Source organism: Agrobacterium sp. NPDC090283, from assembly GCF_044769685.1.
GTDB lineage: Bacteria > Pseudomonadota > Alphaproteobacteria > Rhizobiales > Rhizobiaceae > Agrobacterium.
Genome location: NZ_JBIVYG010000002.1, coordinates 138247 through 161297 on the forward strand (window position 1 = coordinate 138247; position 23051 = coordinate 161297).

A 23051-nucleotide genomic window follows, 5' to 3' on the forward strand; every position below is an offset into this window, starting at 1 on the left:
GAGAGGTTCACAAACTAGCAGGGTGAGCCAAAGCCCTCTTTTAGCCCCGAACAATCTCTTCCGCCGCCATCGCCACACCCAGCAGGTGATCATCCGTCCCATGCAGGCCGGAAAGCAGCAGACCGACCGGCATTCCTGCCTCGCCCGTTCCGCAGGGGATCGACACGCCGCAGAGATCGAAAAAATTGCCGATCTGGGTATTGCGCAGGGTCTTCGCATTCATGGCGAAAAAGGCATCGTCATCATCGAGAAGCGGTGCGACCTTGGCCGCCACATGCGGCAATGTCGGCGATACCAGCAGCTCTTGCCTGCCAACCATGCCGGAAAACGCCGCCGTCATGCGTTCGCGCGCTTCGAGGATGGCGATATAGTCAGGCATGGAAATATTCGCGCCGAGCCTTGCTCTGGCCACCACGCGCGGATCCATGCGGGCGGCATCCGCACCTTCCAGCCGGGTCTTGTGCAAAGCGAAGGCTTCCGACGTCACCAGCGCACCCTTTCCCCTGATAAGGTCGAACAGTTCCGAAAAAACCGGGAACGCCTGCCGCCGCACCGAGGCGCCGGCGCGGACGAGACGTCCCACCGCCTGCTCGAAAGCGGCTGCAACACCATCCTCGATGCCATCGAAAAACACCGTCTCCGGCACCACCAGAGACAGGCCGGAAAGAGGCGCGCGCGCGAGATCGGCAGCAGCCTTGCCGCGCATGGCGGCATCCACCCAGACGGCGTCCTGTACCGTGCGGGTAAGCGGCCCGAGCGAATCGAGGCTTTTTGCCAGGGGATAAACGCCGCGCATCGAATAGCGGCCGCGGCTTGCCTTGTAACCCACCACGCCGTTGAAGGCGGCGGGAATACGCACCGATCCGCCGGTATCGGTGCCGATCGCCACCGGCACCAGACCGGCAGCGACAGTGACGCCCGCGCCGGACGAAGAGCCGCCAGGCAGACGGGGACCATCCGTAGAAGCAGGATTGCGGGGCGTGCCGTAATGCGGATTGATGCCGAGACCGGAAAAGGCGAATTCGCTCATATTGGTGCGGCCGATGCAGATCATGCCCGCCTGTTTCAGCGCCGTCACCACATCCGCGTCGCAAGATGCAGGCGTATCATCCGCAAGCACCGACGATCCGGCGGTGGTTGCCATGCCCTCAAGATCAAAAAGGTCTTTCCAGGCCACCGGAATGCCATCGAGCACACCACAGGAACGGCCCTCACCAATGCGTTTTGCCGCGGCTTCCGCCTCCGACATGGCCCGCGCTGCCGTCAACTCGATAAAAATGGCCTGATCGCCCCCTCCGCCGACCGCATCCAGCGTCTCTTCCGCCAGGGCACGCGGATCGAGATGGCCGCTCTGGAGGAGAACGGAAAGCTGCGCGATATTTTTGCCTTTATGAGCCATGATATCTTCCCTGAAAACGGCATGTTGCGCACAACATGCCGTTTATCGGGCAGTTGGCAAGGCCAATCGCCGCGCTATCGATGACCGGTATGCCGGATCAGGAAGCGTGTCGGAGATCGCAGAATTTTTGAGTTTATCCTTGACGGTTCACCTCTAACCTCCGATTTTTTCAACCTGAGGTGCAGGAACGCCATCTCTTATATAAGCGACGACTATAAAAAGACGGATTAATTCTTAATCGCATCTAAACTTTGTTGAATTATTTAGCAGACAGCATTGAAATGCATGCCCTATAAAATTCCATAAAACAATTATAACGCGACATCGCGGGGGACTATCGCGAATGGAAGAGACTGCCTATCGCGGGACAGATAGACAGGTTGAACCGGGCCACACGCTTCGCTCACCAACGCAGCCGGAAACAGGCCGGTTTTCGCGACGGCGTTCGCTTGCCAGCAAGATAACCCTGATATTCCTCGGCGGCGTGATCTTTTCCTACAGCATTGGCGCGCTTGTCGGCTGGTATATGTTCGTCGCCGCCGCGAGCGAACAATGGCTCAATCAGGCCCGCGTCAATTCGCAGATCGCCAGCGCCACCCTTCGCAGCATCTATACCTATGTCAGCGTCACCGCCGATGCCGACGGGCAGGTCAACGGCATAATGACCGACAAACCCATCGGCGACGACGAATCCATTCTCGTCACCGGCTTCAACCCCAGCGACGTTCTCGCACTTATCGGCGCGCAGACCAAAAATGCCGTCTGGCTTTTCCGTTATGACGAGGCCGATTCCGGCTTCCGGCAGATCGCGGCGGCTTTCGACAATGCCACCGATGACGATGAAAAGCCGCTCGCCACCGATCCCATCTTTTCCCGGGATGCGGTCGCCGCGCGTTTTTCCACCGGTTTTGCGACCATCGGCGAATCCAGCCATTATATCGGCCTGCTGCCGATCATCAGCACCGACACGAAAAAACCCATCGGCGCAGTCGCCGTCAGCATTGGCGGCTCGGACGCGCTTTATGGCGCGCAGCGCAAGCTCATCTATAATTCGCTCGCCGCGCTGATCGTGGTCTTGACCGTTACCGGCGTGCTTGTGACCGTCATTGCCCGGCATTTCCTGAAACCGGTCCCGGCGCTGGTGCAGGCGACGCTTCGGATCGCCCGCGAGGAAACCGACGTCGCAACGCCGTTTCAGGAGCGGCGGGACGAGATCGGCGATATGGCCACCGCGATCGAAACGTTGCGCGAGGCGGTTCTGGAACGCGGACGCCTGCGGCAGATACGCGATATGGCGCAGCAGCTCGAACATATGGCCCATCACGATGCGCTGACCGGACTTCCAAACCGCGTGCTGCTGATGAAGACGCTGGAAAACCGGCTGGAACACCTTTCCGCGTCGGGCGAACCGTTCAATGTCATGCTGCTCGATCTCGACCGCTTCAAGGCCGTCAACGACACGCTGGGTCACGCGGCTGGCGATGCCCTGCTGGTGGCGGTGGCGTCACGGATTTCCGCCGTGCTTGGTGAAAACGACATGGTGAGCCGTCTCGGCGGCGACGAGTTCGCGATCATACAATCGACAAACGGTGACTTCGAGAGCGATGCGGCGATGCTGGCCGCGCGGGTGGTGCATGCCGTCTCGCGCAGTTTCAGCCTCGAAGGCAGCGACATCAGCATCGATACCAGCATCGGGATCGCCTGCGCACCGGGTCACGGCACATCCGCAACGCAGCTTCTGCAACATGCAGATCTCGGCCTTTACCGGGCGAAATCAATGGGCTGCGGCTATTTCGTCTTCTATGAGCCGGGCATGGACATGGCGGCGCAGCACAAGCACGCGCTGGAAATAGACATGAAATCCGCGCTCGAAAACCAGGAATTCGAACTGCACTACCAGCCGGTCGTCAATCTGCAGAGCGGTCGCATCGTCGCTTATGAAGCGCTGGCCCGCTGGCGGCACAGCAAGCTTGGCCTCATCGCTCCGGACCGCTTCATAGCGCTTGCCGAAGAAAACAACTTCATCAAGCCTTTGGGCGAGTGGGTTCTGGCACAGGCCTGCATGGATGCAATGACCTGGCCGAAGGACATCAGGCTTGCCGTCAACCTGTCTGCCGTTCAGCTCTGTAGTGATGACATCCTCCCGATTGTCGACCGGGCGCTTGAGAAATCCGGCTTCCCGGCGGAACGGCTCGAACTGGAAGTGACGGAAACGGTGATGCTGGAGCGCGACAGCAGCGCCCGGGCGCTGAAACTGCTGAAGGAAAGGGGCGTTCGCCTCGCTCTTGATGATTTCGGCACCGGTTACGCCGGGCTCAGCACGCTCGCCCATGTCGCCTTCGACAAGATCAAGATCGATCGGGAATTCGTCTCCGGCCTGCCGTCCAATCCCATGTGTTCGGCCATCGTCAACACCGTCATCGACATGGCTGAACAGATTGGCCTGAAGGTCACCGCCGAGGGCGTTGAAAACGGGGAGCAGGTCGAAGCGCTCAAGCTTTCCGGCTGCGACGAGGCGCAGGGCTATTATTTTGCCGAACCCGCGCCGCTTGCCCGAATTCTCAAGAACCGCGCCGTCATCGCTCCAATTGCGAAGGATGAATTCAGCGATATCGGCCGGTCGGCACGAGACACCTATCATCCACCACAAAAAGCGATTTGAGAAACCAGCCGCCGGCCAAAAGGACATAAAATGCGCCTTTCAGTATTTTGCCTTTTCCTCACATGCTTTGCCCCTGTTACCGCGCTGCAGGCCGCCGACGAAGGCGACACACTTCAGCAGATTGCCAGAACCGCAAAAATCCGCATCGGCTATCGCGAGGCCGAACCGCCCTTTTCCTATCAGTTGCCAAATGGTGAGGTCACCGGTTTCTCGACCGATCTTTGTCGCGCGATCAGCGAAGATATTCGCAGGAAGCTGAAGCTCGACCTGATCGAGCTTGAATATGTCAAGGCCACGCCCGCCACCCGCTTCATCCTCGTTCGTGGCGGCCAGATCGATATTGAATGCGCGGCCACGACCAATAATAGCGAACGCCGCAAGATCGTGGATTTCTCCTATCCCAACTTCATGACCGCGACGCAGTTCCTCTCCCGCAAGCAGGACAATCTGAAAAGTCTCGCCGATCTCGCCGGGCGGTCCGTTACATCCGCCTCCGGCACCGTCAATATCGAGCAGCTCAACGCCGTGAACCGGGCGAAGAACCTCAATATCTCGGTGATGCCGACGAAAACCAATGAGGAGGCCTTCGAACTCGTGGTTTCCGGCAAGGCCTCCGCCTTCGTCATGGATGGCATATTGCTCGCGGCGCTCGCGGCAACGTCAGAGCATCCAGACCTCTATGCGCTTTCCGAGGAGACCCTGAGCGCCCCCGAACCCTATGGCCTGGTTTTCCGACGCAACGACCCGGGTTTCAAGGCAGCGGTCAATGAAAGCCTTCGGGATATTTTCACCGGGCCAGCCATTCACGGCCTTTATGAAAAGTGGTTCACCAAGCCCATTCCCCCAAACGGCATGAACCTGAACCTGCCAATGGCCGCCTCTCTGAAACAGGCATACGAACATCCGAGCGAATACCAGGACTGAGAGCAAGGCATCAACCCGTATCTATTTTCATGAAAATGTTTTGACGGATTATTTTGGCTGGAGATGCGCGATGCAGAGATCGACATTATGGCTTTTGTTCTTTTTTCTGAGCCTTCTGCCCGCTCACGCGGCCAGCGACAATGCCCAACCGCCGACGCTTGAAACCATTGCGAGAACCGGCACGATCAAGCTCGGTTATGCCGACCGCAATATTCCCTTTTCTTATCTCGGCACCGGGCCGGAACCGATCGGCTACAGCATCGAGCTCTGCCTGAGAGTGGCGGATTCTATTAAAAGAAAGCTGGACCTGCCGGAACTGAAGGTCGAGTTCGTCAAGCGCACGCCCAGCAACCGCATCATGCTTCTCAATGACGGCACGATGGACATGGAATGCGTGGCGAGCACGAATACGGAGGAGAGACGCAAGGCCGTCTGGTTCTCCTACAGCCACTTCATCACCGGCACGCGTTATGTGGCGCTGAAATCGAGCGGCCTGAACACCGTCGCCGATCTTGCCGGACGAACGGTGGTTGTGACGACCGGGACCATCAACATCAGCCAGCTGAACGTGCTCAATCGCAAATTGGGGCTGAACGTCGCCGTTCTGCAAAATGACAGCACCGAGGGCAGTTTCGACATGGTGACGGAAAACCGCGCCTCGGCCTTCGTCATGGACGATATTCTTCTGCGATCCTTCGTCGCCGAAACCGGCCGGCCGGAAGATTACGTCATTTCGAACGAATATCTTGCCCCGCCACAGCCCTATGGCCTGATGCTCCGGCACGGCGATACCGGCTTCCGGGACGCGGTCAACGAGGCGCTCGGCCAAATCTATGCGAGCGGCGAAATCGAGAGCATCTACGATAAATGGTTCAACGCGCCGATCCCGCCGAACGGCATCAACCTGAAACGCCCGCTGCCCGGCGATCTGGCCGAGGCGTTTCGAAAGCCCGTCGATACGACGGCACAATAAAAACGCCGCCCGGTGGCGGGCGGCGTCTTTCAAGAAATATCTTACGCGGCGCGCAGATCGGCACCCAGAGGAATCTCGACATCGATCTCCAGGATGGAGACATGTTCGTCGCGATCCATCTTCACATGCACCCGATCGCTGTCGATCTGAACATGTTTGGCGATGACGCCGAGAATTTCTTCCCGGAGGATAGCGACGAGATCGGAGCCGGAGGATGCCCTTTCGTGGGCGAGCAGCACCTGCAGGCGTTCGCGCGCAAGCGGTGCCGACTTCTGTTTGCGGAACAGGCTGAAAATGCTCATGCAGCCCTCCTTGCGAAAATTTTGGAGAAGATACCCCGCTTCTCTCCCGGAATGACCACCGGAATATCCTCGCCGGAGAGGCGGCGGGCAGCGTCGAAATAGGCCATGGCAGGCGGGCAACGGGCATCCGCCAGCGTCACAGGTGCGCCGACGTTGGACGCGCGCAGCACATCCGTGCTTTCAGGAATGATGCCGAGCAGCGGAATGGAAAGGATTTCCAGAACATCATCGACCTTCAGCATGTCGCCACGCTCGGCGCGGGAAGCATCGTAACGTGTCAGAAGCAGGTGCTTCTCCATTCGCTCGCCACGTTCGGCCTTCAGCGTCTTGGAATCGAGCAGGCCAATGATGCGGTCGCTGTCGCGCACCGAGGAGACTTCCGGGTTGGTGACGACGACGGCCACATCCGCATGGCGCATGGCCAGCGTCGCGCCGCGTTCGATACCAGCCGGGCTGTCGCAGATCACCCAGTCGAAGTGTTTCTTCAACTCGTTGATGACCCATTCGACGCCTTCCGGCGTCAGATTGTCCTTGTCGCGCGTCTGCGAGGCCGGCAGCAGGAACAGCGTCTCGAGGCGTTTGTCGCGGATCAGCGCCTGCGTCAGCTTGGCATCGCCCTGGATGACGTTGACGAGATCGTAAACCACGCGGCGTTCAGCGCCCATGACGAGATCGAGATTGCGCAGGCCGACATCGAAATCGACGACCACGACCTTCTCTTTGTTCTGCGCCAATGCGGCGCCAAGCGCTGCGGTCGAGGTGGTCTTGCCGACCCCGCCCTTGCCGGAAGTTACAACGACTACCTTCCCCATATGGCTCTCTCCTGTTCCTGTGTTGTTTCTCTGTTATCAGCCGAGCTTTGCGGCCTTGATTGTATCGTTTTCCAGCCAGAGCTGAACGGGCTGGCCGCGCAGCTTGTCGTCAATGTCCTCGGCGACCTTATAGACGCCATCGATCGCCAGAAGCTCGGCCTCCAGCTTGCGGCAGAAGATGCGTGCCGAGACATTGCCGAGCGAACCGGCCATGGCCCGCCCGCGCAGCGCACCGTAAATATGCACCGATCCGCCGGCGATGATTTCCGCACCCGAGGCGACCGAACCGATAACGGTGACATCACCCTCCGGGAACATGATCGACTGACCCGAGCGCACCGGCTCGTTGATGACCAGCGAGGGCACAACGGCGCGGATTTCGCCCGAAGCGCGCGGCTTTTCTTCCGGCAATTCGGCGGCGATGGCGACCGGCTCCACCTCGACATCGGAAGCGGGCTTTCCGCCCTTCAGCGATGGCGGCATGCCCGGCTCGATCATCGAAGGGCGAACGCCCTCAATGCCCATGATGCCGACGTTGCGCTCGGTCAGCGCAGCCAGCAATTCCTTCAGGCCCGCCTTGTCGAGCGACAGCTCGGATACATCCAGAACCACCGGACGCGACAGAAAGAAGCCCGCCGAACGGGCGGCGAGATCATCGAGCCTTTCCAGCCATTGGTCGACCGGAGATTCGGGGGACAGGACGACCGCGAGAAAAGAGCGGCCTTTGATACGGATCGAACGCTGGTCTGTTAGCACTTTGGTCATCTTGGTAAACAAATCGTTGACAATTAGGTACCTCGAATATGGTTAACAAATGGTTAACGCCGACCCTAAAGGGCGGAACCTGTTAAGAAAATTAGCCTTGCGGCAATCTTCGCGCAGAACTTTCAAAAAACTCCGCTACCATTTGATTTTTCGATATTCCGCCCTTTGTGAATGCCCATGATGACAGCTCATCCTTGCAGCGGGCTGACGTCGCTTCGAAGTCGCGTGCCTCTACCGCCCCCCTTCCCCGCGAACCCGACTCACCGGGATCGCGATACGTCCGATTCTGGCACAAGAGTACCGAGCGAGCGTGAGCCGGACATCGGGCTCCACCGATGGAAAAGCGATTCCGTTATGTCTCGCGATACTGTAGATACGGGTCGTAACGACAGTTCCAACGGAAGAATGAGATGCACAGCAAAGTCCCGCCGCAGACCCAGATATTTTCGCAAGAGTTTGCGGGCTTCCTGTTCGATATGGATGGAACGCTGGTCAATTCGATCGCCGTCGTCGAGCGCGTCTGGCGGGAATGGGCCGTGGCAAACGGCATCGAGCCGAATGCCTTCCTGCAGCGCATTCACGGCATGCGGGCCTCGGAGGTCATCCGCCGCGAAGCGGTTCCCGGCCTTGATGTCGATGAAGAGGCGGAGATGATATTGCAAGCCGAGATGGATGATGTGGACGGCATCATTCAGATCCCGGGCGCAGCAGCCTTTCTTGCATCTTTGCCGGCGGGAAAGTGGGGCATCGTTACCTCGGCAGTCCGCGAACTGGCTGAGCGCCGGCTTGCCGCGGCCGGCATCACACCCCCACCCGTGATGATCTGTGCAGACGATGTGGTCAACGGCAAGCCAGATCCCGAAGGTTACAGGAAGGCTGCCGAAAGGCTCGGCGTTGCGCCGGAAAGCTGCGTCGTCTTCGAGGATGCGCCCGCAGGCATCCAGGCCGGAGAACGCATGGGGGCCGCCGTAGTGGTCATCAACGTGACCCATTCCCACCCTATCGAAACGCCGCATCTTTCCATCGGTGGTTATGGTGAGCTGGAGGTGATGACTGGCGAGAATGGCGGCCTGAAGCTCACAAACAACAGAGGCTGAAGAGTGGCCGGCACTCAAGTGCCTGCGCGTCATTCTACCTCCCGGCAATCGGCCAGTCGCGTCTGCCTGCCCGGCGAAATGGGCAGGAAGGCCACAAGAATCACCCGACTTGACGATTTTCAAAATACCGCGATCCGCTGATAAATATTGCTTTGCGGCCGCCGTCGCTGTATTTCAGCGCCCATGACCGACACGACCATTCTCCCCCGCCCGGAAGTCTCTGGTGATTTCCTTGTGGCCGCGCTTTATCATTTCGCCCGCCTGCCGCGGTTCGAGAGCCTGCGTGAGCCGCTGTTCGATCTCTGCCAGAAAAACGGCGTCAAAGGCACGCTGCTGCTTGCCGCCGAAGGCATCAACGGCACCATTGCCGGGCCGGATGCGGGCATTCATGCGGTGCTCTCCTTCCTGCGCGCCCAGCCGGAATTTGCGGCATTGGAGCACAAGGAAAGCCGCGCCTCGCACATGCCTTTTGTGCGGCTGAAGGTGAAGCTCAAGAAAGAGATCGTCACCATGGGGGTGCCGGATATCGATCCGAACCGCATCGTCGGCACCTATGTCGACCCGCGGGACTGGAACGCGCTGATCTCCGACCCGGATACCATCGTCATCGATACCCGCAATGATTACGAGACCGCCATCGGCGTCTTCAAGGGTGCGGTCGATCCGAAGACGAAAACCTTCCGCGAATTTCCCGACTGGGTGAAGAATAATCCCGGCCTGCACAACAAACCGAAGATCGCCATGTATTGCACCGGCGGCATTCGCTGCGAAAAGGCCACCGCCTTCATGAAGGAACAGGGTTTCGACGAGGTCTATCACCTCAAGGGCGGTATCCTGAAATATCTGGAAGAGGTGCCGGAAGAAGAAAGCCTTTGGGAAGGCGCCTGCTTCGTGTTCGACGAGCGCGTCTCGGTGGTGCACGGCCTTGCCGAAGGCGACCACCAGCTCTGCCACGCCTGCCGCAACCCGATCACGCCGGAAGTGCGCCTGTCACTCAAATTCGAGGAAGGCGTGTCCTGCCCGAGCTGCTATGACGACCGCAGCGAAGAGGACCGCCAGCGTTTCCGCGACCGGCAGCAGCAGATCGACCTGGCAAAGAAGCGCGGCGAACGGCATCTGGGGCGGTAAGCCCGGGTCGGCAGCCCATTTTCCTCTCCGTCATGCCGGACTAGATCCGGCATCCAGCCACGGCGCGTCCGCGCCGTGAGAGGAGTCTTTCGCGATCAAGGACTTGATCGCGCTGGACCCCGGATCTAGTCCGGGGTGACGGAGTTCAAATCACTCACGCCCCTGCCCGAAGCGCAAAGAGCGGTGCGTCCTGTCCGTCCAGCATGCCAGCAATCTCTTCCGCCGCAACCGGTTTCGAGAACAGGTAACCCTGCAATTCATCGCAGCCGCACAGATGCAGGATGGCGGCCTGCTCTTCCGTCTCGACACCCTCGGCCGTGACCGGAATATCGAGCGATTTCGCCAGCGCCACGGTGGCCTGCAGCATTTCCAGCGACCGGCCGCCCTTGTCGAGCGCCATGATCAGCGAGCGATCGATTTTCATGCGGTCGAAACCGAAGCGGCGCAGATATCCGACGCTCGCGAAGCCGGCGCCGAAATCGTCGAGCGCGATATGCAGCCCGAGCTGCTTCAGCTTGTCGATGGCGGCACTCGCACGCTCCGGATGCTGGATGAAATAACCTTCCGTCATCTCCAGCCGCAGCCTTTCGGGCGGCGTCTGCGTCGCCTCGAGAATATCCGCCACATGGCCCGAGAAAGCCGGGTTGCGGAATTGCACGGGCGAGATATTCACCGACAGCTTGATGGACGGCCATTGCCGCGCCGTCTCGCAGGCCTTGTGCAGGACGAGAAGGCCGAGCCGGTCGATAAGGCCGCTGGTTTCGGCGGCGGCGATGAAGATGTCCGGCGGCACGAAGCCATAGCCCGGCCTCTGCCAGCGGGCCAGCGCCTCCACCCCGGTGATGCAGCGCGTGGCGGCGCTGACGACCGGTTGATAGACCACCTGTATCTCGTCGTTCAGGATGGCGGAACGGAGATCCGCCTCGAGCTGCAGTTTCTCTTCGCGCAGCGCATCCATCTTCAACTCATAGGAAACGTAACGGCCGCGTCCATTCTCCTTGGCCTGATACATGGCCATATCCGCGCGGCGCAGCAGTTCTTCGCCGTTGATATCGCCGGCCCGCGAGATCGAGGTGCCGATGCTGCAGCCGATGCTTGCCACACGCTCCCCGATACTGAAGGGTTCGGTGAAGAGTTCCAGAAGCGCCAGGCAGAGCTTGCGCCCTTCGGTCCAGACATCGTTGCCCTGCACGGCAATTGCAAATTCATCGCCGCCGAGCCGCGCCAGCACCGCGCCGTCAGGCACCAGCACCCTGAGCGCCGCCGCCACGCCCTTGATCAGCCGGTCGCCGGCGGCATGGCCGTAGGAATCGTTGATCTCCTTGAAGCCGTCGAGATCGAGATAAAGCAGCTTGATATCCGTCTTGTCGTGACGGGCTTTGTCGACCATGCGGTTCAGCCTGGCGAAGAGCCCGGCGCGGTTGCTGAGCCCGCTCAGCCGGTCGCGGAATGCCTCCTCCCGCGCTGCCGCCTCATCCGCCTTCAGCCGGTCAAGCGTGGCCGAACCGATGATGAGCAGCACCAGAAAAAACGTGCCGGCAATGCCAAGCGCGGTGAAGACGACCGGCCGCGCCTCATGAAAGCTGACATCTCCTGGCAGATGCGAGCGCCAGACCAGCCGCGCCAGCACCTCCCCCAGCGGATTGACGATATCAACATGATTGGCGGCAGGCCCGTCGCCATAGTGGAGCTCCAGACCGTCGATGACGTAATTGCGGGCAAGCTTGTCCACCGTCGCCCGCTGGAGATGACGGGCGAAAACCAGATATCGCCGCTCCGCACCGACCGCCGGCAGCACCCCGGATTTCAACCGCACCAGGGCCACACCGGCTGCGGCAATGCCGTCTGCGGTTTTGACGAAACCCGTGACCTGCGAGGTGACGCCGGGCCGCATCGCCCGCACGCGCTCGATCATCTCCATCAACCCGCCGGAAAAATAGGTGTCATACGCCCATTTGACCGGCTTGCCGTTCTGATAGGCCATGCGGACATTGCCATCCTCGTCGATGACCACGGCGGTGTCGAAAAGTTCGTTATTGACCGTCATGTCGCCGTAATTGCTTGCCACCCAATCGAAACGATCAGGGGCATAGACATATTCGGCGGCATCATCCCAGGCGGCATAGTCATTCAGCGTCGCGCCGAGCTGTTCGCGAAAGGTGACGAGAGCGCCCGCCGTCGTCTCGCGCGAACGGGCATTGTCGAGCAGATTCGCCTTTTCCCGGACCTGGCTGAGGGCGGACAAAACCAGCGCGGTGACGATGAGAAGCACCAGCGCGAAAGTGGACAATACGACGCCCACGGCGGTTCTGCGCCCGACCGGCAAATAATCCCCGATGTTTCGCGGCGCAATCCGCATAAAATCCCCTTCGAAAGCATCATCTTCCGAAGGAAACATTCAGAAGCGGTTAAACCGCGTCGCGACCACGCCCCAAAAAAATACGGGTATAAAACGGTAGTCCGCCAGAGACACTGAAAAATTCTTCCCGGAAATACCGGATTTTTTCATGGAAGGCGGATTTGCACCGGCCCGGAAAACAAAAAACCTCCCCCGCGAACGGGAGAGGCTGTGATTTTTTAGACCGGGATGGCGAAAAGTGTAAGCGGTTTTCGCCCTAAATCCCGGTCTCATCATATGATTTAGATCAGTATTCAGATTTCAGGCCGGTCCGGCCTAAAATCATCCTGATCTAGGGCCGGAACGGCTTACCAGGACGGGATGACCGTGCCGTTGTACTTTTCCAGAATGAAGGCCTTCACTTCCGGGCTCTGGTAGGATTCGACCAGCGTCTTCACCCAGGGCTTGTCCTTGTCCTGTGCACGAACGGCGATGACGTTCGCATAAGGAGACTTTTCGCTTTCGATGGCGATGGCGTCCTTCTTGGGGTTCAGGCCAGCAGCCGTCGCATAGTTGGTGTTGATGACCGAAGCGTCGGTATCGTCAAGCGAACGCGGCAGCTGGGCGGCGTCGAGTTCGACGATCTGGATATTCTTCGGGTTTTCGGTGATGTCGGCAGGCGTTACCTTGAGGCCGGCTTCTTCCTTGACCTTGAGGACACCCTTGGAAGCGAGAACCAGCAGCGCGCGGCCGCCATTGGTCGGGTCGTTCGGAATGCCGACGGTTGCGCCGTCCTTCAGCTCGTCAAGGCTCTTCACCTTCTTGGAATAAACGCCCATCGGGGTGGTGATGGTGGTGCCGACGCTGACGAGATCGAACTTGCGGTCAGCGATCTGGTTGTCGAGGTAAGGCTGGTGCTGGAAGGAGTTGGCCTGCAGCTCGCCATCGGCCAGCGCCTGGTTCGGCACGACATAGTCGGAGAATTCGATGATGTCGATATCGAGGCCCTTGGCCGCCGCGATCTTCTTCACCTGTTCCATGATCTGCGCGTGTTCGGCGGGGGTGACGCCGATCTTGATGGTTTCCGCCAGCGCCTGTCCGGCGGTGAAGAGAGCGGCGAGCGAAGCCGCGAGGATGAGTTTCTTCATGGGTGTCTCCTTGGGTTGTTATTATAAAGGCAGTTAATTCTTGCGGGTCCGCTTGTCGAAGCTGCGCGCCAGCCGGTCGCCGGCGCTCTGCACCAGCTGCACCAGCACGATCAGCACCAGAACCACGGCCAGCATCACGTCAGGCATGAAGCGCTGGTAACCATAGCGAATGCCGAGATCGCCCAGCCCGCCGCCGCCGACCGCACCGACCATGGCCGAATAACCGATGAGGCTGACCAGCGTGAGCGTGAGCGCCAGCGTGATGCCGGGTTTGGCTTCGGCGAGCAGCACCTTGGTGACGATCTGCAACGGTGTCGCGCCCATGGCGCGGGCGGCCTCGATCAGGCCCTTGTCCACCTCGCGGATCGCCGCTTCCACCAACCTTGCAATGAAGGGCACGGTCGCAACCGTCAGCGGCACGATGGCCGCACTGGTGCCGATCGACGTGCCGGCCACCAGCCGGGTGAAGGGAATGATCGCCACGACAAGAATGATGAAGGGCGTGGAGCGCGCCGCGTTCACGATGAGGCCGAGGATGCGGTTGGTCATCGGTGCTGGAAACAGTTCGCCCTTGCCGCTGGTGGCAAGGAAAACGCCCATGGGCACACCGATCAGCGAACCGACGATGCCGGCCACCGCAACCATGTGCAGCGTCTGCCAAAGGCCCTTGAAGAGAAGGTTGAAGATCATATCAGGCGACATAACCGAGCACCTCCGTGTGAAGACCGGTTTCCGCATAAAAGCGGCTGGCGCGGGCGGTGACCTCAGCCGAGGCCGGATAGGAGACAACGAGCGAGCCGAAGGGCTCGCCGGAAATTTCCTCGATGGTGCCGGCGAGAATGTTTACATCAGGGCCGATTTCAGCGACCAGACGCGCCGTCAGCGGCTGAAAGGCCGTCTCGCCGAAGAACACGAGGCGCACCAGAACCCGGTCACCTTCCGCCGCTTGCGGCTTCAGCCCCGAGGTGACCCAATGCGGCAGCTTCACACCAACAGAGGATGACAGCAGGCTTCGGGTCGTCTCGTGTTTCGGGGCGGTGAAGATATCGAAGGTGGTGCCTTCCTCGACGATCAGGCCCCTGTCGATGACGGCGACCTGCGACGCGATGGTCTTCACCACTTCCATTTCATGGGTGATGAGCAGCACGGTGAGGCCGAGTTCGGCATTGATGCGCTTGAGGAGTTCGAGAATGGATTGCGTCGTTTCCGGATCGAGCGCCGAGGTCGCCTCGTCGGAGAGGAGCAGCTTCGGCTGGGTGGCCAGTGCGCGGGCAATGCCGACACGCTGCTTCTGACCGCCGGAAAGTTCGGCCGGATAACGCTTCGCCTTGTCCGAAAGCCCGACGAGATCGAGCAGCGGCGCGACGCGGGTCTCGATCTCCTTCTTGCCCATGCCTGATACTTCGAGCGGCAGGGCCACATTGTCGAAAGCGGTGCGCGAGGACAAAAGGTTGAAGTGCTGGAAGATCATGCCGACGGAACGGCGCAGCGTGCGCAGGCTCTTTTCGTCGAGCGCCGCGACATCGACGCCGTCGACGACCACACGACCGGTCGAGGGTTTTTCAAGGCCGTTGGCGAGGCGGATGAGCGTGGACTTGCCCGCACCGGAGCGGCCGATGATGCCGGTGATGGAGCCTTTCGGCACGGTGTAGTCGATACCGGCAAGGGCTGCGAATCCGGGCTTGTCGCCGGCGCCGCCAAAGGTCTTGGTCACGCCTTCAAACGTGACCATCGGCTCCTTTGCCGCCCCTTCAGGGACCGCCTGTTCTTTGCGCGCGGGCGAGGCCGCACTGGATGGAAAACTCATTGTGAACTCTGGGAATGCGTGACGGATCGGGTCTCAAAAAATCCTGTTGCGGTGCTGAACCGCTCTCTTCATGCAGCCTTCGGGCACATTCGATGACAGCTGATTTTCCGGGTCATTTCGTCAGGCTTTCACTCAGAAATGCCGGGGATCGGCAATTCGATGGCGCATACTTGCCCGCACACGCCACCTTTTAACAGGGATGTTTTTTCAATTATCTGAAAAGAGAGAAAAAATCTACCGCAAAGCCGCCTCGGCGGCCCTGCGGCAGTCAAGCTTTTGCGAGCGGCGTAAAATCAGACGCGGCTGACGAATTCATCGGCCGGGCGCCGCACCTTTTTCAGGTTCACCAGCCAGTCGCCATCCGGCTGGCGATAACCGAGCGGCAGGATGGTGACGGAGCGCAGGCCCTTCTCGCGCAGGCCGAGAATTTCGTCGAGCTTGGCGGGATCGAAACCTTCCATCGGGGTGGAATCCACGCCCTCGAAGGCCGCCTGGGCCACGGCCATGCCGAAACCGATATAGGCCTGACGGGCGGCATGTTCGAAATTCACCTGCTGGTCGCGCTGCGGATAGGAGGACAGCAGCATCTGGCGATAGGCTTCCCAGCCCTCATTCTTGATGCCGCGCTCTTCATTGACCAGATCGAACATGTGGTTGATCCGCTCTTCGGTGTAATTGTCCCACGCCGCAAAGACTAGGAGATGCGAACCATCCGTCACCTGCGCCTGGTTCCAGGCGATCTCGCGGATCCTGGCGCGCACTTCCGGATCGGTGACGACGATCACTTCGAAGGGCTGCAGGCCGCTGGAGGTAGGGGCAAGCCGCGCCGCCTCGACGATCCGCTCGACCTTGTCTTCCGACACGACCTTGGAAGGATCCATTTTCTTGGTGGCGTAACGCCAGTTGAGTTTTTCAATAAGCATCTTCGTTTTCCCTGGGAGGACCAGCCCGCCCTGCCCCTTGACCGGCAGAAACGGACGCTACGCCTTCGTAGCCCGTTTCACATAGGGGCCACGATGGCAGGCGCAAGCAGGCACCGCGCGGTAACCGGGAAAAAAGTTGGGAAAGCTGATAATAAGGTGACAGAACTTTCCTTCCCGCCATCCTCGGACTAGATCCGAGCACGACAGGGGCAAGATCAAGCCTAGCGATCATGGCAGGCCTGACGGCAACGAAAGAGAAACCAGCCCGGGAGCGATCGAAGGCTGCCCTCACGGCAGCCCTCGGCCCCCTCGTGTCATCCCTTGACCGGAGTTTCCGGCACCGGCGTCAGCACCGTGCCATCCCTGAACCAGCTGAGAATATTGTCGGCCACCAGATCGGCCATGGCGTTGCGCGTCGGGACAGAGGCGGAAGCGACATGCGGCAGCAGGGAGACATTCGGCAACGACAGGAAGGCTTCCGGCACCTTCGGCTCGGCATAGAACACATCGAGACCGGCAGCACCCACAGCACCGCTCTCAAGCGCCTGCAGAAGCGCATCCTCATCGACGCTGGAGCCGCGTCCGACATTGATGAACACGCCCTCAGGCCCAAGCGCCGTCAGGATTTCGGCGTTGATCGCTTTGTGCGTTTCCGGCGTGCCGGGCACGATGCAGATCAGTATATCGACGGCTTCCGCCATCTCCTTCAGCGAGCCGTAATAGGTGTAAGAGAGGCCATCCCGCTTGCTGCGGGTGTGGTATCCGATCTCCACCTTGAAGGGTTCCAGCCGCTTGGCGATTTCCTGCCCGATGCGGCCCATGCCGAAGAGACCCACCTTGCGACCGCGCAGCGAAAACGGCGATAGCGCAAACGGACCTTCGCCAACCCATTTGCCATCGCGAAGCCAGGTCTCGGCCTGATAGAGACGGCGTACGGTGTTGATCAAAAGCGCAATCGTCGTATCCGCCACCTCGTCATTCAAAACGTCAGGCGTATTCGTCACCACGATATTGCGCGTGGCGGCATGTTTGGCATCGACGCCATCATAACCCACACCGAAATTGGCGATGATCTCGAGCTTCGGCAGCGCATCGATCCATTTGGCATTCACGACGCCGGAAACCGCAATGGCATTGATGCGCTCCGCCGCACCATCAGGCAGAACCGGCTCGGCACCGGCAGGCACGGTTACGATCTCGACCTTGCCTTCGAGGCGCTCGAGAACGCGCGGGTTTATCTTGCCGGGAACGAGAACGACGGCCTTTTTGTCAGACATGAGCGGATATTCCTCCTGATAACATTCCGATAGCCGGAGCGGGTTTCAGGCGAACCTTTCGCCATCCCACTCCTCTGGAGGGCGATCTTTTCAAACTACGGCGGCCGTGAAAAGGGCAATAAGGGGATGCTATGGGGGCAGACGGAAGTTTCATGCCGATTTTTTCAAGCGCCCCTCACCGTCAAGCCGTTTCTTTGCGGCACTTGCAAGGTCGTCATGCCGGATCCGGTCCACCCTGTCCAGTTTGAATCGAGAAGGCGACCAGAAGGTAGGAAACACATACCTTCGTCATTCCGGCCTTGAGCCGGAATCCAGTCGGCGCGCGTCTGCGCGGCGAGAGAGTCCTTTCAGCCCAAGGACTTGGGCTGGCTGGATACCGGCTCAAGGCCGGCATGACGGAGGAAGGAAACGCTGCGGACGATTATGGGCGCACGGTCAGCCGGCTCAGAGTCGCAAACGAGCTCACACCCTTGGCCGCACCGGCCCTGTCGATTGCCGAATGCGCATTTCCGGCTTGATGAGGTGAATACCATCCGGCTCATGGCTGCCCGCCAGCCTGTCCAGCAGCGCGCGGGCCGCCAGGCGCCCGACCTCGGCCTGCCCGTTGGAAACGGTGGTCAGCGCCGGGGTGGCAATCGCAGCCTCTTCCAGATCGTCGTAGCCGGTGACGGAAATATCGACACCCGGCACCAGACCGGCGCGGGAAATGCCGTTCATGAGACCGATGGCGACGAGATCGTTCCAGCAGACGGCGGCAGTCGGCTTCTGCGGCAGCGACAGGAAATGCACCGCCGCCTCGAAACCGCCCTGCTTGGAACGCGGGCCGGGAATACGCAGGTTCGGATCGACCTCGATGCCGGCCTTGCGCAACGCATTGACGTAACCCTGATAACGGTCACGGCCGGTCGAAGTCTGGTCAGTGCCGCCAACCATGGCGATGGTGCGGTGACCGAGGCTGATCAGGTGGTTGGTAGCCAGCGAAATGCCGTAACTGTCGTCGCCACGATAGGTCGGCATGTCGACACCATCCATGGAACGGGCCACAAGAATGGCGGGCATGCCGTTTTCTTCGGCCAGCGTCATGTCCTCGATCGGCGTGCCGATGGCCGGCGACATGATGATGCCGTCGGAGCCGAGCTGCAGCAGCGTTTCGATGAAGGTGCGCTGTTTCTCCACCGAATCATAGTGGTTGGAAAGAATGAAGGTCTGGCGGCTGCGGTCCAGCTCGGTTTCGATGGCCTTGAGAATTTCGCCATAAAACGGGTTCATCACATCATGGAACACCACGCCGACAATGCCGGAGCGCGAGGTGCGCAGGCTGGCGGCGCGGCGGTTGTAGATATAACCCAGCGCCCGCGCCTGCTCCTTGATCTTGTCCCGCGTGTCTGAGGCAACCAGCGGGCTATCGCGCAATGCAAGAGAAATGGTGGCGGTCGAAAGACCGAGGCTTTCGGCAATCGTAGACAGTTTGACCTTTTGGGCCACGGCATTCCTCCCCAAACGCGTGTCAGTGACGGATGTCTCCGTTTAAATTGCAATTAAACAATTTAAACAAAATCCGCAACCCGTTTAAGGAATATCCGCAAAACCGACGGTTCTTTTAAAAATTTCAACAAAATTATTGAAGATTGGCGTCTATGGCCTTCAGAAGTTTAACGATGTTTCGCACATCCTTGGATGAAAGCCCCTCTACGGCCCGCGCACCACAATCGGCAATCGAAATATTGATATGCTCGACGCTTTTGAGGCCTGCTTCCGTCAGCTTCACCAGCGTCACGCGACCATCCTCGTCGTCACCGCTGCGTTCCACGAAACCCTGGGCTTCCATGCGGCCGATGGTGCGTGTCATCGTCGGTGCCTTGACGCCAAGCTTCTGGGCGATCTGGCCCGGCGTGAGGCTGCCTTCCTGCGCCAGCGCCAGGATGACGCCGTCTTGGCCCGCGTAAAGCCCGCTTTCGGCAAGGCTGTGGCTCAGCGCCGTGCGCATGGAACGGGCGGCCTGGGTGATGGACTGCGCCAGTTCCTCGGGGTTGAAATTCTCGTCCCGTTTTTTGGCGTCCTTTGTTTTCTTGCCGCCCTTTTCTTTCTTGGCGCTTTTGTCCTTATGCCCGGTTTTGTCCTTGCTCATATGCGAGTGCCTTTTACCCTGTGGCGGAACCGATATATGTTGCTGGAAATCCTTAACGAATGCACGCGCGGACTGCCAGATGCCAAACTCATACACGCATTATCACGACGAAAACGTAACAGACCCGCATCTTCGCGCAACAGGTGCAATTTCTGTGCTGCCGCTCGGGGCGCATGAACAACATGGGCCGCACCTGCCCTTCGAGACCGATACGCTGATTGCGCAAGGCATCGTCGCCCGCCTTACCGCCGCCCTGCCCGGCCATTTGCCCGTCTCCTTCCTGCCGGCGGAACCGGTCGGATATTCCATCGAACACATGAATGTGCCGGGCACGAAGACGCTGCGATACGACGAAGCCATCGAGCGCTGGCTCGGCATCGCCAAGGCCGAACATGAAAAGGGCGTGCGCAAATTCGTGATGCTGAACGCCCATGGCGGCAATTCACCGCTGATGACCATTGTCGCCACCGAGGCCCGCGCCCGTTTCGGCATGCTGGCGGTCGCCACCAGCTGGACCCGTTTCGGCGTGCCGACCGATATTGTGAAACCGGAGGACAAGGCGACCGATATTCATGGCGGCGATATCGAGACATCGGTCATGCTGGCGCTTCACCCCGAACGCGTGGCAATGCAAAAGGCCGCCGACTTCCCCTCTCGCCAGAGCGATTTCGCCAGCCGCTTCAAACACCTGCGCGCCTATGGCCCGCACGCCTTCGGCTGGCTGATGAGCGACCTGAACCCTAATGGCGTTGCCGGAAACGCCGCCGCCGCGACAGCGGAAAAGGGCGAAAGGCTCATTTCCCATGCCGTAAACGGCCTTGTCGAACTGCTTGAAGATATCCACGCTTTTGACATAACGTTATTTCATAACAAAATTTGAGTGACATGGCCGAATTCGGCCAAAATCTCTTTGAACTGCCAGGACGTCGCGCCTATATGGACGACGACACATCTTCCTGAGGCCATCACGCCTCTCTCCACGCGGGGTTTTCCATGACCGAAACAGCTATAGCCAAGCCCATTCCAGTCACAGTCCTGACGGGATATCTCGGCGCCGGCAAAACGACGCTTCTCAACCGCATTCTCTCTGAGAACCACGGCAAGAAATACGCTGTCATCGTCAATGAATTCGGCGAGATCGGCATCGACAACGATCTGATCGTCGAGTCCGATGAAGAAATCTACGAAATGAACAATGGCTGCGTGTGCTGCACGGTGCGCGGTGACCTGATCCGTGTCGTGGAAGGCCTGATGCGCCGTCCCGGCCGTTTCGACGGCATCATCGTCGAGACGACAGGCCTTGCCGACCCCGTTCCCGTCGCCCAGACCTTCTTCATGGATGACGATGTGCGCGCCAAGACCGAGCTTGACGCGGTCGTTGCCCTCGTTGACGCCAAGCACCTGCCGCTACGCCTGAAGGACAGCCGCGAGGCCGAAGACCAGATCGCCTTTGCCGATGTCGTCGTCGTCAACAAGACCGATCTCGTTTCGCCCGAGGAAGTGGCCCGCATCGAGGATATAGTGCGCGCCATCAATCCTTCCGCCCGCATCTACAAGACCACCCGGTCCGGCGTCGATCTCGCCCGGGTTCTCGATCAGGGCGCCTTCAATCTGGAACGCGCGCTCGAAAACGATCCGCATTTCCTCGAGCACGGCCATGACGACCACGTCTGCGGCCCCGATTGCGACCATCACCACCACGATCATGACCACCATCATCACGACCATGACCACGATCACGGGCATCATCACCACGATCATGACCATGGGCACGACCATCACCACCATGGCGCGGTTTCGCCGATCCATGACGTGACGGTGCAGTCGGTCTCGCTGCGCGGCGGCGAGATGAACCCCGAGCGGTTCTTCCCGTGGATCCAGAAGGTCACCCAGACCGATGGCCCGAACATTCTGCGCCTCAAGGGCATCATCGCCTTCAAGGGCGATGCGGAACGTTACGTGGTGCAGGGCGTGCACATGATCATCGAAGGCGACCATCAGCGCCCGTGGAAGGAAGACGAAAAACGCGAAAGCCGTCTCGTCTTCATCGGCCGCGAACTCGACCGCGAGAAGCTGGAAAAGAGCTTCAACGCCTGCCTCGCGACGGCTTGAAGCTTTCAAGGGACACGCCGGGACGCTCTTGCTGCTTCCCGGCGTCCTCCCCCATACTCGACGTCATCCTCGGGCTTGACCCGAGGACCCATTGCCGCCAGCATGTGGATGGCCGGGTCAAGCCCGACCATGACGCCACGGGTTGAAACCGCAACAACGGGTCTTCCCGACCTGGCCAGCGACCGAAATCCACCACACGAAAAACACAGATACGAAAGACCGATACCCCATGCCGACTGTTGCCCCGCTTGATATCGAAGGCCACGTGGTCTCGACCCATTTTCTCGGCGACATTCCGCTGTTTGCCACCGCCGCCGGCACCATTCATCGGCTGGATGGCGGCGAGAAGGTGACTGAGGCGCATGACGGGCTTCTGACCTGCGTGCGCGACCCCTACAGCGCCACGCTGCTTTCCGGCGGCGAGGACGGTCGTGTGCTGCGCATCGGCCATGACGGCAGCATCAGCGAAATCGCCAACGTGCCGCGCAAATGGGTGGGCGTCGTGGCCGGCGGGCCGCAGAAAGCGGTCGCTTATGGCGTCGGCAAGTCCAGCTTCGTGCGGCTTTCGGACGGCACGGTCAAGGAATTCAAGGAAGAGCGCACGGTTGAGGCGATCGCCTTTGCTCCGAAAGGCCTGCGCATTGCCGTTGCCCGTTATAACGGCGTCACATTGCACTGGGTGGCAACATCAGGCGATCCCGTCGACCTCGAATGGAAGGGCGCCCATACCGGGGTCACCTTCTCGCCCGACGGCAAGTTCCTCGTCACCACCATGCAGGAAAACGCCCTGCACGGCTGGAAGATGGAAGCCACCAAGGGCGGCATGGAAGCCCGCCACATGCGCATGACGGGTTACCCCGCCAAGGTCAAATCCGTTTCCTGGTCGGCAAAGGGCAAATGGCTCGCCTCATCAGGCGCGCCGGCTGCCATCGTCTGGCCGTTTGCCGGCAAGGACGGCCCAATGGGCAAGGCCCCGGAAGAGCTCGGCAGCCGCGCCAACATCATGGCCACCAATGTCGCCTTCCACCCCGTGGAAGACGTGCTCGCCATCGGCTTCATCGACGGCATGATCCTCGGCGTAAGGCTCGCGGACGGCAAGGAAGCCCTGCTGCGCCGCCCCGGCAAGGGCGCCATCACCGGCATGGACTGGAGCGCCACCGGCAAGCTGCTGGCCTTCGCTTCGGAAGCGGGGGATTGCGGGATCATCGATATTTCGGCGTGAGGGCTGGACGCGGGCGTAACAGGCTGCCCCACAG

20 protein-coding genes are annotated in these 23051 nt (G+C 60.1%); 8 read left to right on the plus strand and 12 right to left on the minus strand.

Annotation, left to right across the window (positions count from 1 at the left end; genetic code table 11):
* Nucleotides 1-40: 40 nt before the first annotated feature.
* Nucleotides 41-1399: an amidase gene (locus ACIQUH_RS03650; protein WP_400812668.1), complete on the minus strand. Its 1359-nt coding sequence runs from the start codon at nt 1397-1399 to the stop codon at nt 41-43.
* Nucleotides 1400-1742: 343 nt separating this feature from the next.
* On the opposite strand from ACIQUH_RS03650, the gene ACIQUH_RS03655 reads away from it, so the two are divergent.
* From ACIQUH_RS03655 to ACIQUH_RS03665, 3 genes are all read left to right on the plus strand, one after another.
* Entirely contained in the window at nt 1743-4061 is a 2319-nt protein-coding gene (locus ACIQUH_RS03655) for an EAL domain-containing protein (RefSeq protein ID WP_400812669.1), read from the plus strand.
* Nucleotides 4062-4091: 30 nt separating this feature from the next.
* A complete protein-coding gene (locus ACIQUH_RS03660; RefSeq protein WP_400812670.1) occupies nt 4092-4985 on the plus strand; it encodes an amino acid ABC transporter substrate-binding protein in 894 nt (297 codons plus the stop codon).
* A gap of 70 nt (nt 4986-5055) precedes the next feature.
* On the plus strand, nt 5056-5958 hold the full coding sequence (locus tag ACIQUH_RS03665; RefSeq protein ID WP_400812671.1) for an amino acid ABC transporter substrate-binding protein: 903 nt from the start codon (nt 5056-5058) through the stop codon (nt 5956-5958).
* A 41-nt stretch (nt 5959-5999) separates the two neighbouring features.
* Here the strand turns inward: ACIQUH_RS03665 and minE are convergent, their stop codons facing one another.
* The 3 genes from minE to minC are packed head-to-tail and all read right to left on the minus strand — an operon-like array spanning nt 6000 to nt 7837.
* Nucleotides 6000-6260 (minus strand): cell division topological specificity factor MinE, encoded by a 261-nt coding sequence (minE, locus tag ACIQUH_RS03670; protein WP_003506500.1) that lies wholly within the window; start codon nt 6258-6260, stop codon nt 6000-6002.
* Nucleotides 6257-7072 carry a septum site-determining protein MinD gene (gene minD / locus ACIQUH_RS03675; RefSeq protein WP_400812672.1) on the minus strand — a complete coding sequence of 272 codons (816 nt, stop codon included), beginning with the start codon at nt 7070-7072 and terminating at the stop codon, nt 6257-6259. The genes minE and minD overlap by 4 nt, the downstream gene beginning before the upstream one ends.
* A gap of 36 nt (nt 7073-7108) precedes the next feature.
* Nucleotides 7109-7837, minus strand: coding sequence for a septum site-determining protein MinC (gene minC, locus ACIQUH_RS03680; RefSeq protein ID WP_400812673.1), 729 nt, complete (start codon nt 7835-7837; stop codon nt 7109-7111).
* Nucleotides 7838-8247: 410 nt separating this feature from the next.
* Here minC and ACIQUH_RS03685 point away from each other — a divergent pair, with 410 nt between their 5' ends.
* Together ACIQUH_RS03685 and ACIQUH_RS03690 are read left to right on the plus strand one after the other, a co-directional pair.
* Nucleotides 8248-8934 (plus strand): HAD family hydrolase, encoded by a 687-nt coding sequence (locus ACIQUH_RS03685; protein ID WP_400812674.1) that lies wholly within the window; start codon nt 8248-8250, stop codon nt 8932-8934.
* Nucleotides 8935-9117: 183 nt separating this feature from the next.
* Nucleotides 9118-10062: a rhodanese-related sulfurtransferase gene (locus tag ACIQUH_RS03690; protein ID WP_400812675.1), complete on the plus strand. Its 945-nt coding sequence runs from the start codon at nt 9118-9120 to the stop codon at nt 10060-10062.
* A gap of 154 nt (nt 10063-10216) precedes the next feature.
* On the opposite strand, the gene ACIQUH_RS03695 is transcribed toward ACIQUH_RS03690, so the two are convergent.
* The 8 genes from ACIQUH_RS03695 to ACIQUH_RS03730 all read right to left on the minus strand — a co-directional run bounded on the left by ACIQUH_RS03695 (nt 10217) and on the right by ACIQUH_RS03730 (nt 19683).
* Entirely contained in the window at nt 10217-12460 is a 2244-nt protein-coding gene (locus tag ACIQUH_RS03695) for a putative bifunctional diguanylate cyclase/phosphodiesterase (protein ID WP_400812676.1), read from the minus strand.
* A 308-nt stretch (nt 12461-12768) separates the two neighbouring features.
* Nucleotides 12769-13548: a MetQ/NlpA family ABC transporter substrate-binding protein gene (locus tag ACIQUH_RS03700; RefSeq protein WP_003505446.1), complete on the minus strand. Its 780-nt coding sequence runs from the start codon at nt 13546-13548 to the stop codon at nt 12769-12771.
* Between the two features lie 33 nt (nt 13549-13581).
* Nucleotides 13582-14250, minus strand: coding sequence for a methionine ABC transporter permease (locus ACIQUH_RS03705; RefSeq protein ID WP_121691811.1), 669 nt, complete (start codon nt 14248-14250; stop codon nt 13582-13584).
* Entirely contained in the window at nt 14240-15355 is a 1116-nt protein-coding gene (locus tag ACIQUH_RS03710) for a methionine ABC transporter ATP-binding protein (RefSeq protein ID WP_400812677.1), read from the minus strand. Before ACIQUH_RS03710 ends, ACIQUH_RS03705 begins: the two co-directional genes overlap by 11 nt.
* Before the next feature lie 293 nt (nt 15356-15648).
* Nucleotides 15649-16278 carry an NAD(P)H-dependent oxidoreductase gene (locus ACIQUH_RS03715; RefSeq protein ID WP_400812678.1) on the minus strand — a complete coding sequence of 210 codons (630 nt, stop codon included), beginning with the start codon at nt 16276-16278 and terminating at the stop codon, nt 15649-15651.
* Between the two features lie 314 nt (nt 16279-16592).
* The gene (locus ACIQUH_RS03720) at nt 16593-17555 is read right to left on the minus strand and encodes a 2-hydroxyacid dehydrogenase (protein WP_400812679.1); all 963 of its coding nucleotides are present in this window, start codon (nt 17553-17555) and stop codon (nt 16593-16595) included.
* Nucleotides 17556-18017: 462 nt separating this feature from the next.
* Complete coding sequence (locus tag ACIQUH_RS03725) at nt 18018-19040, minus strand: LacI family DNA-binding transcriptional regulator (protein WP_400812680.1); 1023 nt, start codon at nt 19038-19040, stop codon at nt 18018-18020.
* Nucleotides 19041-19173: 133 nt separating this feature from the next.
* The gene (locus ACIQUH_RS03730; protein ID WP_400812681.1) at nt 19174-19683 is read right to left on the minus strand and encodes a MarR family winged helix-turn-helix transcriptional regulator; all 510 of its coding nucleotides are present in this window, start codon (nt 19681-19683) and stop codon (nt 19174-19176) included.
* Nucleotides 19684-19762: 79 nt separating this feature from the next.
* Between ACIQUH_RS03730 and ACIQUH_RS03735 the strand changes: the two genes are divergently transcribed.
* From ACIQUH_RS03735 to ACIQUH_RS03745, 3 genes are all read left to right on the plus strand, one after another.
* On the plus strand, nt 19763-20563 hold the full coding sequence (locus ACIQUH_RS03735; protein WP_400812682.1) for a creatininase family protein: 801 nt from the start codon (nt 19763-19765) through the stop codon (nt 20561-20563).
* A 113-nt stretch (nt 20564-20676) separates the two neighbouring features.
* Nucleotides 20677-21795: a GTP-binding protein gene (locus tag ACIQUH_RS03740; protein WP_059758487.1), complete on the plus strand. Its 1119-nt coding sequence runs from the start codon at nt 20677-20679 to the stop codon at nt 21793-21795.
* A 229-nt stretch (nt 21796-22024) separates the two neighbouring features.
* On the plus strand, nt 22025-23017 hold the full coding sequence (locus ACIQUH_RS03745; protein WP_400812683.1) for a WD40 repeat domain-containing protein: 993 nt from the start codon (nt 22025-22027) through the stop codon (nt 23015-23017).
* The last annotated feature ends 34 nt before the right edge of the window (nt 23018-23051 follow it).